Here is a 13,338-nt window from a genome sequence, read left to right on the forward strand (position 1 = left end):
GGCCGTCAGCCGAGGTCGATCTCCGGGTACAGCGGGAAGCCGGCCACGAGGTCGGTGGCGCGGCGGGAGATCTCGTCCGAGACCTTCGCGTCGAGCACGTGCTGGGCCTTGGACGGGGCGCCCGACTTGGTGGTGCCGGGCGTCGCGGTGGTGAGGACGCGGTCGATGAGGCCGGCGACCTCGTCCATCTCGGCGGTGCCCAGACCACGGGTGGTCAGGGCGGGCGTGCCGATCCGGATGCCGGAGGTGTACCAGGCGCCGTTCGGGTCGGCCGGGATGGCGTTGCGGTTGGTGACGATGCCGGAGTCGAGCAGCGCGGCCTCGGCCTGGCGGCCGGTGAGGCCGTAGGAGGTGGCGACGTCGATCAGGTTGAGGTGGTTGTCGGTGCCGCCGGTGACCAGGGTGGCGCCGCGGCGCATCAGGCCCTCGGCGAGGGCGCGGGAGTTGTCGACGATGCGCTGCGCGTAGTCCTGGAAGGCCGGCCGGCGGGCCTCGGCGAGGGCGACGGCCTTGGCGGCCATGACGTGCGGGAGCGGGCCGCCGAGGACCATCGGGCAGCCGCGGTCGACCTGGTCCTTGAGGGAGTCGTCGCACAGGACCATGCCGCCGCGCGGGCCGCGCAGCGACTTGTGGGTGGTCGTGGTGACGATCTGGGCGTGCGGCACCGGGTCGAAGTCGCCGGTGAGGACCTTGCCGGCGACGAGGCCCGCGAAGTGCGCCATGTCCACCATGAGCGTGGCGCCGACCTCGTCGGCGATCTCGCGCATGATCCGGAAGTTCACGAGACGGGGGTAGGCGGAGTAGCCGGCGACGATGATCATCGGCTTGAACTCGCGGGCGGAGGCGCGCAGGGCCTCGTAGTCGATGAGGCCGGTGGCGGGGTCGGTGCCGTAGGAACGCTGGTCGAACATCTTGCCGGAGATGTTCGGGCGGAAGCCGTGGGTGAGGTGGCCGCCGGCGTCCAGGGACATGCCGAGCATGCGCTGGTTGCCGAAGGCCTGGCGCAGTTCGGCCCAGTCGGCCTCGGAGAGGTCGTTGACCTGGCGGGCGCCGGCCTTCTCCAGGAAGGGGGCCTCGACACGGTCGGCGAGGACGGCCCAGAAGGCCACGAGGTTGGCGTCGATGCCGGAGTGCGGCTGGACGTAGGCGTGGCGGGCCCCGAACAGCTCCCGGGCGTGCTCGGCGGCGAGGGACTCGACGGTGTCGACGTTGCGACAGCCGGCGTAGAAGCGGCGGCCGACGGTGCCCTCGGCGTACTTGTCGCTGAACCAGTTGCCCATGGCCAGGAGGGTGGCCGGGGAGGCGTAGTTCTCGGAGGCGATCAGCTTGAGCATCTCGCGCTGGTCGGCGACCTCCTGGCCGATGGCGTCGGCCACGCGCGGCTCGACGGCGCGGATCACGTCGAGGGCGGAGCGGAAGGCGGTGGACTCGGTGGAGAGGGGCTCGGCTGACATGGGGACCTCCGGACGTTGCGTTCAGCGTTCACGGTACGGCCCAGGCGCACGGCACTCATCTTCCCGGGCCGCTCCCCGATGGTCCGTCCCATCCCAGCGCGCCAGTCACGGCCCGCCGATCACCTTATCGGGCGGCGTCGAGCGGCAGACCCGGACGTCCACCATTCGAACGACGCGGAGACCGGCGGGCCCAGGGCCGCGGGTGTCACAGGATGACGTGCGGCAGGAAGCGGGCGTACTCGTCGGTCACCAGGCCGGAGGACTCCCGGATGCCGAGGCCGGCGGACTCGTTCTCGACCACCCAGGCGCCGAGGACGACATGGTTGCCGTCGAAGGCCGGCAGGGGCGCCAACCCCTGGTAGCAGCAGGGTTCCTCGCGCAGGACCGGGGCACCGCCGGGCTCATGGACGGTGACACCGGCGCCCTCGCGGCCCAGGAGGGGCTTGGAGACGTAGCCGTCGGTGGCGGCCAGTTCGCGGGGGCCGTCGAGATAGGCGGGGAGGAGGTTGGGGTGGCCGGGGTAGAGCTCCCAGAGGACGACGAGCAGCGCCTTGTTGCTGAGGAGCATCTTCCAGGCGGGCTCGATCCACAGGGTGGTGCCGGTGCCGCCGCCGTTGTCGAGGGTGGCGAGGACGTGCGGGGCGAAGCGGTCCGTGGTGAGCCACTCCCAGGGGTACAGCTTGAAGATGCTGCGGATGAAGCGGAGCTTCTTGTCGACGAAGCGCTCGGAGAGGCGGTCCCAGCCGATGTCCTCCATGGAGATCCAGTCGGTGTCGAGCCCGGCCTGCTCGGCGGTCTCCTTCAGATAGGCGACGGTCATCAGGTCCTCGCCGAGTTCGTCGCCCGCGGTGTGCGCGAAGTACAGGGGGCTGCCCGGCGGGAGGAGGTGGGCCTGCTTCTTCCAGGCGTCGACGAGGCGTTCGTGGAGGGAGTTCCACTGGTCGGCGCCCGGGAAGCGTTCCTCCATCCAGAACCACTGGGGGCTGGCCGCCTCGACGAGCGAGGTCGGGGTGTCGGCGTTGTACTCCAGCAGCTTGGCGGGGCCGGTGCCGTCATAGCGCAGGTCGAAGCGGCCGTATATGGAGGGCAGTTCGGCGCGCCGCCGCCACGCCTCGGCGACGAGGCGGGCGAGGCGTGGGTCGGTGATGCCGAGGTCGGCGAAGCGGTCGTGCTCGACGATGTGCGCGGCGGCGGCCAGGCACATGGTGTGCAGTTCCTCGACGACCTCCTCCAGCGCCTCCACTTCGGGCAGCGTGAAGACGTAGTAGGCGCTCTCGTCCCAGTAGGGGCGTAGGGAGTCGTCCGGGTAGCGGGTCAGGGGGTAGATGAGCCCCTGCTCCTCCACCGTCTGCTGCCATCCCGGCCGGGGTTCGATGGTGCGGCGTTCCATGGCTCTGCCTCCCGGGCGGGGTCAGCCGCCGCCGGAGCCGGATCCGGAGCAGCCGAAGCCGTCCCGGTCGACGGCCTCGCTGCGGCTGAAGGTGCCGTAGTCGGCCCGGTTGCCGGTGACGTCGGCGTCGTAGTACCAGGCGGCGTCGACCGTGCCGGGCTGGCTGCGGTTGCCGCTGCTGTTGGTCTTGCGGTTCTTGCCGTACGAAGAGGAGGAGCCGGAGCCGGAGTCGGAGTTGCAGTTCTTGTCGGCGATGACCTTGTAGCCGTTGGCGACGTCGTAGCTGTCGCGGTCCACGCACCGGCGGTCCGGGTCGGATCCGCAGGAGGTGAGGGCCGCGGCGACGACACCCATCCCACCGAGTACGACCGTGCTGGACCGCAGTCGCCTGCGCTGTTCTCCCATGTGCTCCCCCGTCGGGCTGGTGTGCGCGGCCGAGCGGGGCCGGTACGCGGGGACCACCCCCCGAAGCGCCCGGCGCTCGGCACCCGGCTTACCCGGGCTTTATCGGCGCTCAGACTAGTGATCGGTTCAGGCCACAGCCAAACGGCACGGGACGGATACGGGTAGGGAGGGCGCCGGAGCGCGGGGAGGCGGCGGGAGGACAGGGAAAGCCGGCGGGCGGGAGAGCCGGGGGAAGCTGGAGGGAGAGGGAGGGGGAACCGGAGAGCCGGGGGAAGCAGCGGGAGGGGGAGCCTGGGTGCTGAGGGGGGGGAGCCGGGGGCTGGGGCCTTCCACGCGGAACCGCCGGGTCACTGGGTGTCCTTTCGGCGCTGCGGTGCGGGGCGGGTCAGGGATTCGGACGCGGACGCGGACAGGCAACGGGTCGCCTGGGTGTGGAGCGCCTCGGTGAGTTCCGGGGGCGCGTCCGGGGCGAGGCTGAAGTCCGCGTCCACCGAGGTGATCATCCAGGCGAGGTCCCGTGGGGTGTCGGCGCCCAGGTGCAGCAGGCAGCTGTGGTCGTCGAGGGGTTCGAGGACCCCCATGCCGGGCCACACCCGGTCCGCGACCGCGGACACGGGTTCGTGGAGGGTGACGGTGGCGCGGACGGGCCAGGTCCGCGAGGAGAGGCGGTGCGCCAGATACGTCGCCGCGTCGCCCTCGGGGATCGGTCGGGGCGCGAACCGGGGCCCGGTCGGGGTGCGCGGCACGAGCCGGTCGACCCGGAAGGTCCGCCAGTCGGCCCGGTCGAGGTCCCAGGCGACCAGATACCAGCGCCGGTCAAAGCTGACCAGGTTGTACGGCTCGACGCAGCGGACGGCGCGTATGTCGCCGGACCGGGCTGGGTCCGCCCCACGAGCCCCGGCCCGCTCCGTCCGAGGCACCCCTGGGTCGGACCCGTCGTAGCCCGAGCCGCCGCCAACCGTCCTACCGGCAACGGATCCGCCACCCCCGGGCCCACCCCCGTCGGGCGCGCCCTCGACGGCCCCGTCGGCGTCGGCCCAACCGTCTTCATCGCCTGCGTCATCCCCCACCCCCGCGGTCGTCGGCGGCACCGGCGGCTCGGCGGTGTGGGGGCTGGTCACGTGTGGGCTCGTGTAGGTGAAGCGGAGGTGTTCGCGGCGGCGGCAGGCTTCGGCGATGGTCATGAGGGTGTCCGGCGAGACCGTCGGGGCCGGCGCGGCCCCCGCCCGCACCGTGGCGGTGTGGAGGGTGGTGACCCGGTGCCGAAGCCGGGAGGGCAGTACCTGCTCCAGCTTGCTGAGGGCGCGCAGCGAGGCCTCCTCGATGCCCGCGACCGTACCGTCGGCGGCTGTGCGCAGCCCGACGACCACCGCCACGGCCTCCTCGTCGTCCAGCAGCAGCGGCGGCAGACTCGCCCCGGCGCCGAGCCGGTAGCCCGCGGCGCCCCGGGCGGCGTGCACGGGGTAGCCGAGGTCGCGCAGCCGTTCGACGTCGCGGCGCAGGGTGCGGCGGCTGACGCCCAGGTGCTCGGCGAGTTCCGCGCCGGAACGGTCGCGTTCTCGGTGGGTCTGCAGCAGGGCGAGCAGTCTCAGCAGTCGCCCGGAGGTCTCCAGCATGGTCACGAGACTGCCGCGTTCTTAGGCCCGAAGGTGACCTAACCGGTCCCTAGCGTCGCTGCCATGACGAATCCGATGCCCGGCGGACACGCCGTTCAGGACACCCCCGCCACGCCCGCGCACCCCACCGATGAAGCCCTGCGCCCCTTCCGTATCGACATCCCCCAACTCCAGCTGGACGATCTCCACGCGCGGCTCGCGGGCGCGCGGTGGCCCGACGAGTTGCCCGGTGTCGGCTGGAGCCGTGGCGTGCCGGTGGGCTACGCGAAAGAGCTCGTGGAGTACTGGCGTACCGGGTTCGACTGGCGGGCCCAGGAGGCGCTGCTGAACTCGTACGAGCAGTGGACGACGACGGTGGACGGGCAGAACGTGCACTTCCTCCATGTGCGTTCGCCGGAGCCGGACGCCACGCCGTTGCTGTTGCTTCACGGCTGGCCCGGCTCCGTCGTGGACTTCCTGGACGTCATCGGGCCGTTGTCCGATCCGCGGGCGCACGGTGGCGACCCGGCGGACGCGTTCCATCTGGTCGTCCCGTCGCTGCCGGGGTTCGGTTTCTCCACCCCACTGGCGGGCCCCGGTATGAACGCGGCCCGGATGGCCGGCATTCTCGCCGGGCTGATGTCCCGTCTCGGCTACGGCCGTTACGGCGTGCAGGGCTACGACACCGGTTCCTGGGTGGCCCCCGAGATCGGCAAGCAGGCCCCGGACCGGGTGATCGGCATCCATATGAACGCCGTGATCGCCTTCCCGGTGGGCGCGGAGGGCGAGACGGACGGCCTCAGCGAGGTGGAGCAGCGGCGCTGGCAGACCATGCAGGATTTCAATGACGGCTACCTGCAGTGCAACTCCAAGCGCCCGCAGACCGTGGCGTACGCCCTCACCGACTCGCCTGTGGGCCAGCTGACCTGGATCGTGGATAAGTTCAAGGAACTCACCGACCCGGAGGACGGACTGCCCGAGGACAGCGTCGACCGGGACCGGATGCTGACGAATGTCTCGCTGTACTGGTTCACCGGCACCGCCGCCTCCGCCGCCCAGGTCTACTACGAGGAGATCTCCGCGAACACCTGGGAAGCGGACGGCGCTTGGGACGGGGCGAGCGAGTGGGCGGAGGCGGCCGGTGGTCATCGCGTCCCCACCGGCGTGCTCGTCTCCGCACACGATGTGACGGTCCGGCGCTGGGCCGAGCGTGACCACCACATCGTGCGGTGGACGGAGCTGGACCGAGGTGGTCATTTCCTCGCCATGGAGGCGCCGGAGGCTTTGGTCGCCGACGTCCGGGCGTTCTTCCGGACGGTACGCGGGGAGGAGACGGAGGTACCGCCGGTCGTCCGCTGAGGCGCTGAGGCGCTGAGGCCCGGCTACCCGGTGGGCGGGGGGACCACCGTGATGCCGGCGAGGATGAGGGTGATCCCGGCGAGGAACTGCTCACGGTCGTCGTGCCCACGCAGTCATCGCCTTCGCCGAGGGCGACCCGGCCCTCGCCCGGATCGCACGGGAGTTCGTGGGCTGGGCGCCCGAACTCACCGCGCTGATCAGCGAGAGCGACACCGCGCCGGTGCTGCGCTCCCACCACGCCCCGCCGAGGGGCCACCGCTGGGAGCGGGTGCCGGGCGTGACCCTGCTCGGCGACGCCGCCCACCTCACGGCCCCGAACGGCGACGGTGCCAACCTGGCCATGCTCGACGGCGCCGAACTCGGCAAGGCCCTCGCCGCGCACCCCGACGACATCGAGGCCGCGCTCACCGAGTACGAGCAGGTCATGTTCACGCGCAGCGCCGAGGTGCCCACCTTCGAGGGAGCCGATCTGCACAAGATCGACTCCGAGAGCAACACGGCCCCCTGGCTCCTGCGGGCCTTCCTGGAGCACGAGAAGGACGGGCGGGGCTGAGTGGCTCGGTCGGTTCAGCCCCGTACGCAGGTCGTGCCCGACGGGCACAGCGACGTCACCGCGTTGGTGACGGGCTCGCGGAGGTCGGTGAGGGAGGTCGACTCGGGGGCGCTGAAGCGCACGCCGTAGGGCTTGCCGTCGGGGGCCAGGAAGCGGTGGTCGATGACCCGGCGGGGGCCGGCGCCGCTCTCGCCGTCGAAGCGGTAGACGACCTCGGAGTAGACATCCTCCTCGGAGCGGTCGAGGACCCGGTAGCCGGGGAGGCGGGCGAAGCCGTAGTTCGCGTTCTCGGCGTCGTCCATGGAGGCCGCGGGGCTCTCCTCCATGACCTCGAACAGTTGGAGGACCCGGGTGCCGTCCGGGGACTTGTACGTCACGACCGCCGGCTTGCCGTCGGGCTGCTTCGCCGTGCGGGTCCAGCCGGAGGGAACGTCGACGGTGAAGCCTGCGGGGTCCTCGGAGCGCACATAGCCGGGTGCGACGTCGGCCGGGGTCCCGCCGGAAGCACCGGACGAGCCACCGCCACCGCCCCCGCCTCCGTCACCACTCCCGTCACCGCTTCCGCCCGCACCCCCGCTCGTGAAGCCGCCCGTCCCCCCGTCCGCGCCTCCGGACGAGTCCTGCCCGGTGTCGCTGCCGCCCTTCGCGCCTGCCTCCGGGGCGGAGGGTGACGGGGTCGGCGAGGACGGGTGCGCGGCGGTCGTACGGTTCTTCGTGTCACCGTCCGGACCCACCAGGGTCCATACGCCGAGACCGGCGCCGCCGCCGAGCAGGGCCGCGAGGGCGATCACCAGAGCCATACGCCACACGTTGACGGGTGCGGGCGGGTCGTCCACCCAGCGTCCGGTTGTCGGATCCCAGCGCGCCATCAAGTCCCCCTTGCCGTCGCGGGCGTTCACGACTGCGTCGACACGCGTGCGCGTGAACGCGTTTGACGACGATAGCGGCGTAAACGCCGACAGGCCCCGTCCCGGGCGAAACCGGGACAGAGCCTGTGCGAGCCCGCTATGGAACCGTGACGCCCCGCCTCAGGGGCGACGGCGGGGCCAACGGTGTGGGGGAACCGCTCAGATGAGGCCGAGCGCGCGGACCGCCTCGCGCTCCTCCTCGAGCTCCTTGACGGAGGCGTCGATACGGGCGCGGGAGAACTCGTTGATCTCCAGGCCCTGGACGATCTCGTACTTGCCGTCCTTCACGGTGACCGGGAAGGAGGAGATGAGGCCCTCGGCCACACCGTACGAACCGTCGGACGGGATGCCCATGGAGGCCCAGTCGCCCTCGGCGGTGCCGTTGACCCAGGTGTAGATGTGGTCGATGGCGGCGTTGGCGGCCGAGGCCGCCGAGGAGGCGCCGCGGGCCTCGATGATGGCGGCGCCGCGCTTGGCGACGGTCGGGATGAAGTCCTCCGCGAGCCACTTCTCGTCGTTGACGACCTCAGCGGCGTTCTTGCCGGCGACCGTGGCGTGGAAGATGTCGGGGTACTGGGTGGCGGAGTGGTTGCCCCAGATCGTGAGCTTCTTGATCTCGGAGACCGGGACGCCGGTCTTCTTCGACAGCTGGGTCAGCGCGCGGTTGTGGTCCAGGCGGGTCATCGCGGTGAAGCGCTCGGCCGGTACGTCCGGCGCGGCGGCCTGGGCGATGAGGGCGTTGGTGTTGGCCGGGTTGCCGACGACGAGGACGCGGATGTCGTCCGCGGCGTGGTCGTTGATGGCCTTGCCCTGCGGCTTGAAGATGCCGCCGTTGGCCTCCAGCAGGTCGCCGCGCTCCATACCCTTGGTACGGGGGCGGGCGCCGACGAGCAGGCCCACGTTGGCGCCGTCGAAGGCGACGTTCGGGTCGTCCGTGATGTCGATGCCGGCGAGGAGCGGGAAGGCACAGTCGTCGAGCTCCATGGCGGTGCCCTCGGCGGCCTTCAGCGCCGGCGTGATCTCCAGCAGGCGGAGCTTGACCGGCACGTCCGCGCCGAGCAGCTGGCCGGAGGCGATGCGGAAGAGCAGGGCGTAACCGATCTGGCCGGCCGCGCCGGTGACGGTGACGTTCACGGGAGTGCGGGTCATGGCGTTCTCCGTATGACAGCTGGCGGTGGGGCGTCCCTGCCCCGGACGTTTGATCGATCTCTTGGCATCAAGAGAGATCGGTGGTCAGGCTATCGCGCATCCAGGATCCCCGACGGCCGGGTTCGTGTGGCCCACCACACACGGCCCGTCCCAGGCGCGCCGCCCTACAAGAAAAGGCGGCCGCCGGTCCGAGGGGGGGGTGGACCAATGGCGGCCGCCGGTGGGGGTGCCGGGCCGGGAGAGACCAATCTCCCGGGCGGGCCGGACTCCCGTGGGGGTACCTTCCGCCTGCCCAGGCAACCGGAAGGCATGCCCATCAATTTCCAACTACTTTGAGAGCGACCGAGATCACTGACGGTCACGAAGTAGCAGGGGGCTGTTCAGGGGGTTGTCCGTTCGAAGCACCTCTCGGCCGCCGGGCCGTGCGCATGCGGCGCACCCGAGGTGGGCCCGGCCCTCCGGAACCGCCCTCAACGGCCGCCCACGACGGCCACTCTGGGCTCGTCGGTGACAGCGGAAGCCGCCCTCTCCCGCCGTCGGCCAGGCACGTCAACCGCCCGACGCCTGAGCCGGGCAGCGCCCTCCGCCGCCCGGCTCACCCTGCATGTCAGCCCCTCCGGCCCCTGAGCCCCTCCAGCCCCTGAGCCGCTTCGGCCCGTCAGCCCTGGCGCCTTCTCAGTTCGTGCAGCCCTTCTCGCCCGTGGCCAGCGTTACGCATGCCGTGGCGTCGCCCGCGTCCTTGACCGCGACCATCGACGTGTACGCGATGTTGTCGCCGGGCTCCTCGACCGCCGCTGTCTGCTTGACCTTGCCGGCCGTCACACGCACCTTGTCGCCCTGGGCCGCCAGCGTGATGCGGGCCCAGGCCGCGCGGCAGTTCTGGCTGTAGCGGACCTCGACCCGGGCCGTGCCGACGGTGGCCTCGTCCGCGGTCTTCACGACACCCGTCGTGCACCCCATGGTCTCGGGGTCCTTGCCGGTGCAGTCGGCACCCGCGCACTTGACGCCGGCCGGGAGGTCGGGTTCCGTGCCGACCCCGGTCGAAGCGTTCGCCGGCGGCTTGTTCCCGGCCTCGCTTCCACCGTCCCCCTGGGTGAGGAAGAACGCCGCCGCGATCACGACGAGCGCCCCCACGGCTCCCGCGAGGAACATCGTCACGCGTCGCCCAACCCCCGAGTGGCCGCCGTCGGGACGGCCGGTGCCGCCGGGCGGCGGTCCGAAGACGCCGGACGGAGCCGCCGCGCCACCGCCCGCGCCGGCCGCCGACCCCGACGAGGACGCCGAGGAGACCGACGCGGCCGGGGTCGGCGGAGTGGACGACGTTCCGGCCGGACCCGAGGCGGACGAGGGCGAGGTGGCCCCCCAGTTGACGCGTGGGGCACTCGCGGCCGCCCCCGGCCCGCCCCCTCCGTACCGGGACGACGAGGACGAGGATGAAGATGAGGACGAACTCCCGTACGACGGACGGGACGTGCGCTCCTCCTCCGGCCCGCGCGGCTGCGGCGGAACCGTCGGCGAGACGCCCGCCGGACCCGCGATGCCCGGTGTCGCCGTCACGCTCCGGCCCGCCCTGGCGTTCTGGCCGCCCTTGACGATCGCCTGGCCACCGGTCTCGCCCAGCGCGGCGCGCGCCTGGGAGATGCGGATGGCCTCCATGGTCATGTCGTGGCGCATCTCCGAGCGGCTCCAGGCACGCTCGGCCAGCTCCCACATGGTCGTCAGATGAACGGGGTTGGTGCCGGTCACCTCGGCCAACGCGACGATCGCGCCTTTCGGCGCGAGCAGTCTTCCGTTGAGATACCTCTCCCATGACGTCTTGCTGTAGCCCGTACGGTCGGCCACCGCGGCGATGCTCAGTCCACCGCGGTCGACGAGTCTGCGCAGCTGACTCGCGAACTCCTTGACCTGTGGATCGAGTTCATCCGGCAAGGCCCTCCAACGAGGCATTGATTCCCCCCTCTTCCCCCTGAGCGTTTCTGTCCATGCCCCCCGTGCCGACTATCCGTGTGCCGCGCATGATGCCCTCGCTGAATCCTGGTCCGTGACCGAGCCCGAGGCCCTCTTCCGCACCCCGTTCTGGCCTACCCATTGGGATGCGCCCGGCCGGGATGCCAGTTCCCGGAAAAGGGGCGCGCGGGAGCATTTCGGGCTGGGCGCACCCCCTCGCGCGCCCCCTGCCGGTCCGTGGTCCAGTGTCCCACCGCCATCCCGGCTTTCCGGGCGGAATGACAGATCCCCGCGCGGGCCGTCCCGGACCGTCCCAAAAGCTCACGTTAGCCCTGGCACCGAGCCGATCGTCGGTAAATCCTCGAACTCGCCAACACATCGGCCCGACCACCGCACAGGCACGGCCACCCACGCCGAACAGGCTTACGGAAGTAGCACGGGCATCCTGCGCATCGGTGACGGTCGGAAGGTCATACGGGGATCAGGGGGATCACATGCAACTCAAGGCCAGGCTGCTGCTCGCGGCCGTCGCCGTGACGGCCTCGGCCGGGCTCGCGCTCGGTACCGCCGCTCCGCTCGCCACGGCCTCCGGGCCGCATGTCGTCGACGGTTCGGGCGCCGCGTACAACGACTGGGGCGACGAGGGCACGCTGTCCGTGAACAGCCACTCCAGGAGCAACGCGACCCGGCTGTGGCAGAGCGTCCTCTACGCCGACGGCGCCAAGTGGAAGGACTCGGGCGGCACTCTGCACGCCTTCACCCCGTGGGACATCGACGGGATCTTCGGCTGGAAGACGCGCTCGGCGACGAAGTACTGGCAGGCGCAGGAGGAGCTGGAGGACATCGACGGCATCGTCGGCCAGGAGACCTTCGGGCAGGCGGACGGCTTCCTCGACGGGCCGTACGCCGACGGCCTGGTCACGTACACGGGCACCGTGAACCAGGTGACCTTCAAGCGGCTCGACGGGAAGTACTACGTCCGGGTCGGCTCGAAGTGGAAGCTCGCCGCGTACGACTGGCGCAGCTGAGGTCGGGGCGGCCCGGCGGCGCGCCGCACAATGCCACCCGGCTGCCCCCGGCTGCCCCCGGGGTGCCGCCGGGCTGCCGACCGCCCGCGTCGGGGGGGACGTCACGACAGCGTGGCGGCCCCCAGCAGCGCGGCTCCGACGAGGACCAGGGCGGCGAGGACGGCGAGCGCGGCGTAGAGCGCGAGACGTCCCGGCCGGTGTGACGCCGACTCCTCGGCGGGGGCGTCCCACCAGGGCAGCGTGGGGTCGTCCTCGTACGCCTCCGCCTCCGCTTCCGCCGCCCTCGCGCCGGCCGACGACGGGTCCGGGGTCACCGCCGGTGCCGGCGGGCGCGGCCAGACCCGTACGGCCAGCTCCCAGCGCACCCCGAAGCGTTCGGCGTCCTCCCCGGCGACCTTGCACAGGGCGACGACGGCCTGGCGGGGCGGGGGCTGGGTCGCGTTGAGATAGCGCTGCCAGGAGGACTTGCTGTAGGCGGTGCGCGCGCCGAGGGCGACCAGGCTGAGCCCCGTACGGTCCTTCAGCAGCCGCATCTGCTCGACGAAATGCTGCACCTCCGGGGGAAGTCCGTCCGGCAGCGGCTGCCAGGCGCTCATCGACTGCCTCCTGGGCTCGGTCGGGGTCTGAGCAAGTGACGACGGCCGTGGGCGGACCGGTTCCCGTCGGCGCGGTCACCGGCTCGGGCGCGTGGGGCGACGGCAGGGCGTGCCGGAGCGCGAAGGGCGCGCGGCGGGGTACGGGGGCGGCACGCACGCGGAGATGACCTGCGGGTGCCGACGTCGTGGCCGGGTGGGGACACCTCGGCGGAATTGTCACTTCCGTGCCACAGCGGGTCGGCAGCTGTTGAACGGGGCGTTCGCCGTGCACGAGGGTGGATCGCGACGGCGGTCCGTCCTGACTCGGGGGAGGGGACGGGCCGCCGTCTTCGCGTCCGTCAGCCGGTCTCGTCGCCGACGGTGAAGTGCAGGGTGTCCTTGAGGAAGGGGATCTCCAGCAGCGGCTTCGGCTGTGCCATCAGCGCGAGGAGCACGATGGCGGAGCCCAGCGCAATGTAGGTGACCATGTCGGTGAAGCGGGAGCGGACGGCGAGCATGCCGACGTCCGGGACCAGCCAGCGCAGCAGCGCCCCGGCGAGCAGCGCGGACCCGATCAGGATCGTGCCGAGCCGGAACGCGTCGAACGCGGTGAGCAGCAGGCCGAGGCCCACGGTGCAGAGCACGGCGAGGATCGGCCACTGCCGGGCGGGCGCGGGCGCGTTCCGGGGGGCGGCCCTGCCGCCGCCCTCGGGCCGGGCGGTGTCCCGGGTGAACATCGGGAAGCGCCGGGTGACCCGGACGGGCTTGCCGTCGGCGTCGGGCGCGCTGATGGGATCCCGCACCTCGATCTCGTCCGGCGTGCCACCCGTCACCGCCGCCCCCTGCTTCTCCGTCTCCCTCACGCGCCCCGACATCTCCACCCTCTCCGCCACACCCGACGCCACGGCCCGGCCCGATTCAGCGGACGCACCCGACGTCACGGCCTCGCCCGACTCCCCGGACGCACCCGAGGCC

The 13,338-nt window shown here is 71.9% G+C and carries 11 protein-coding genes, 1 pseudogene and 1 riboswitch; of the genes and pseudogenes, 3 read left to right on the forward strand and 9 right to left on the reverse strand.

The window, feature by feature from the left end:
* Positions 1-5: 5 nt before the first annotated feature.
* The 4 genes from M8J73_RS16615 to M8J73_RS16630 form a co-directional block, all read right to left on the reverse strand.
* Complete coding sequence (locus tag M8J73_RS16615; RefSeq protein WP_055542361.1) at positions 6-1,454, reverse strand: glycine hydroxymethyltransferase; 1,449 nt, start codon at positions 1,452-1,454, stop codon at positions 6-8.
* A 31-nt stretch (positions 1,455-1,485) separates the two neighbouring features.
* A riboswitch (ZMP/ZTP riboswitch) is annotated at positions 1,486-1,573 on the reverse strand.
* 86 nt (positions 1,574-1,659) lie between these two features.
* Entirely contained in the window at positions 1,660-2,844 is a 1,185-nt protein-coding gene (locus tag M8J73_RS16620) for a glutathionylspermidine synthase family protein (RefSeq protein WP_055542360.1), read from the reverse strand.
* A gap of 21 nt (positions 2,845-2,865) precedes the next feature.
* Entirely contained in the window at positions 2,866-3,249 is a 384-nt protein-coding gene (locus tag M8J73_RS16625) for a hypothetical protein (protein WP_055542359.1), read from the reverse strand.
* 347 nt (positions 3,250-3,596) lie between these two features.
* On the reverse strand, positions 3,597-4,865 hold the full coding sequence (locus M8J73_RS16630) for a helix-turn-helix transcriptional regulator (RefSeq protein ID WP_249828759.1): 1,269 nt from the start codon (positions 4,863-4,865) through the stop codon (positions 3,597-3,599).
* A 63-nt stretch (positions 4,866-4,928) separates the two neighbouring features.
* Here M8J73_RS16630 and M8J73_RS16635 point away from each other — a divergent pair, with 63 nt between their 5' ends.
* Both M8J73_RS16635 and M8J73_RS16640 read left to right on the forward strand, forming a co-directional pair.
* Positions 4,929-6,203: an epoxide hydrolase family protein gene (locus tag M8J73_RS16635; RefSeq protein ID WP_169797894.1), complete on the forward strand. Its 1,275-nt coding sequence runs from the start codon at positions 4,929-4,931 to the stop codon at positions 6,201-6,203.
* Between the two features lie 109 nt (positions 6,204-6,312).
* Positions 6,313-6,756 (forward strand): annotated as a pseudogene (locus M8J73_RS16640) (FAD-dependent oxidoreductase); the annotation flags it as partial.
* Positions 6,757-6,770: 14 nt separating this feature from the next.
* On the opposite strand, the gene M8J73_RS16645 reads toward M8J73_RS16640, so the two are convergent.
* The 3 genes from M8J73_RS16645 to M8J73_RS16655 all read right to left on the reverse strand — a co-directional run bounded on the left by M8J73_RS16645 (position 6,771) and on the right by M8J73_RS16655 (position 10,760).
* Positions 6,771-7,556 carry a serine/threonine kinase C-terminal domain-containing protein gene (locus tag M8J73_RS16645; protein WP_249828760.1) on the reverse strand — a complete coding sequence of 262 codons (786 nt, stop codon included), beginning with the start codon at positions 7,554-7,556 and terminating at the stop codon, positions 6,771-6,773.
* A 267-nt stretch (positions 7,557-7,823) separates the two neighbouring features.
* Positions 7,824-8,813, reverse strand: coding sequence for a malate dehydrogenase (locus tag M8J73_RS16650; protein WP_055539569.1), 990 nt, complete (start codon positions 8,811-8,813; stop codon positions 7,824-7,826).
* A gap of 675 nt (positions 8,814-9,488) precedes the next feature.
* Entirely contained in the window at positions 9,489-10,760 is a 1,272-nt protein-coding gene (locus M8J73_RS16655; RefSeq protein ID WP_206187873.1) for a helix-turn-helix domain-containing protein, read from the reverse strand.
* A 494-nt stretch (positions 10,761-11,254) separates the two neighbouring features.
* On the opposite strand from M8J73_RS16655, the gene M8J73_RS16660 reads away from it, so the two are divergent.
* Positions 11,255-11,788 carry a peptidoglycan-binding domain-containing protein gene (locus tag M8J73_RS16660; protein WP_055539571.1) on the forward strand — a complete coding sequence of 178 codons (534 nt, stop codon included), beginning with the start codon at positions 11,255-11,257 and terminating at the stop codon, positions 11,786-11,788.
* A gap of 101 nt (positions 11,789-11,889) precedes the next feature.
* Here the strand turns inward: M8J73_RS16660 and M8J73_RS16665 are convergent, their stop codons facing one another.
* Together M8J73_RS16665 and M8J73_RS16670 are read right to left on the reverse strand one after the other, a co-directional pair.
* The gene (locus M8J73_RS16665; protein ID WP_055539572.1) at positions 11,890-12,384 is read right to left on the reverse strand and encodes a helix-turn-helix domain-containing protein; all 495 of its coding nucleotides are present in this window, start codon (positions 12,382-12,384) and stop codon (positions 11,890-11,892) included.
* A gap of 338 nt (positions 12,385-12,722) precedes the next feature.
* Entirely contained in the window at positions 12,723-13,238 is a 516-nt protein-coding gene (locus M8J73_RS16670) for a DUF3017 domain-containing protein (RefSeq protein WP_055539481.1), read from the reverse strand.
* Positions 13,239-13,338 lie beyond the last annotated feature (100 nt).

The organism is Streptomyces neyagawaensis (genome assembly GCF_023516595.1).
Lineage (GTDB): Bacteria > Actinomycetota > Actinomycetes > Streptomycetales > Streptomycetaceae > Streptomyces > Streptomyces neyagawaensis.

What these genes read in the sequence shown, in the direction of transcription:
- M8J73_RS16615 (WP_055542361.1), bottom strand. Translation starts at nt 1,454, where the DNA reads ATGTCAGCCGAGCCCCTCTCCACCGAGTCCACCGCCTTCCGCTCCGCC.
- M8J73_RS16625 (WP_055542359.1), bottom strand. Translation starts at nt 3,249, where the DNA reads ATGGGAGAACAGCGCAGGCGACTGCGGTCCAGCACGGTCGTACTCGGT.
- M8J73_RS16665 (WP_055539572.1), bottom strand. Translation starts at nt 12,384, where the DNA reads ATGAGCGCCTGGCAGCCGCTGCCGGACGGACTTCCCCCGGAGGTGCAG.
- M8J73_RS16670 (WP_055539481.1), bottom strand. Translation starts at nt 13,238, where the DNA reads ATGTCGGGGCGCGTGAGGGAGACGGAGAAGCAGGGGGCGGCGGTGACG.
- M8J73_RS16645 (WP_249828760.1), bottom strand. Translation starts at nt 7,556, where the DNA reads ATGGCTCTGGTGATCGCCCTCGCGGCCCTGCTCGGCGGCGGCGCCGGT.
- M8J73_RS16630 (WP_249828759.1), bottom strand. Translation starts at nt 4,865, where the DNA reads ATGCTGGAGACCTCCGGGCGACTGCTGAGACTGCTCGCCCTGCTGCAG.
- M8J73_RS16655 (WP_206187873.1), bottom strand. Translation starts at nt 10,760, where the DNA reads ATGCCTCGTTGGAGGGCCTTGCCGGATGAACTCGATCCACAGGTCAAG.
- M8J73_RS16660 (WP_055539571.1), top strand. Translation starts at nt 11,255, where the DNA reads ATGCAACTCAAGGCCAGGCTGCTGCTCGCGGCCGTCGCCGTGACGGCC.
- M8J73_RS16635 (WP_169797894.1), top strand. Translation starts at nt 4,929, where the DNA reads ATGACGAATCCGATGCCCGGCGGACACGCCGTTCAGGACACCCCCGCC.
- M8J73_RS16650 (WP_055539569.1), bottom strand. Translation starts at nt 8,813, where the DNA reads ATGACCCGCACTCCCGTGAACGTCACCGTCACCGGCGCGGCCGGCCAG.
- M8J73_RS16620 (WP_055542360.1), bottom strand. Translation starts at nt 2,844, where the DNA reads ATGGAACGCCGCACCATCGAACCCCGGCCGGGATGGCAGCAGACGGTG.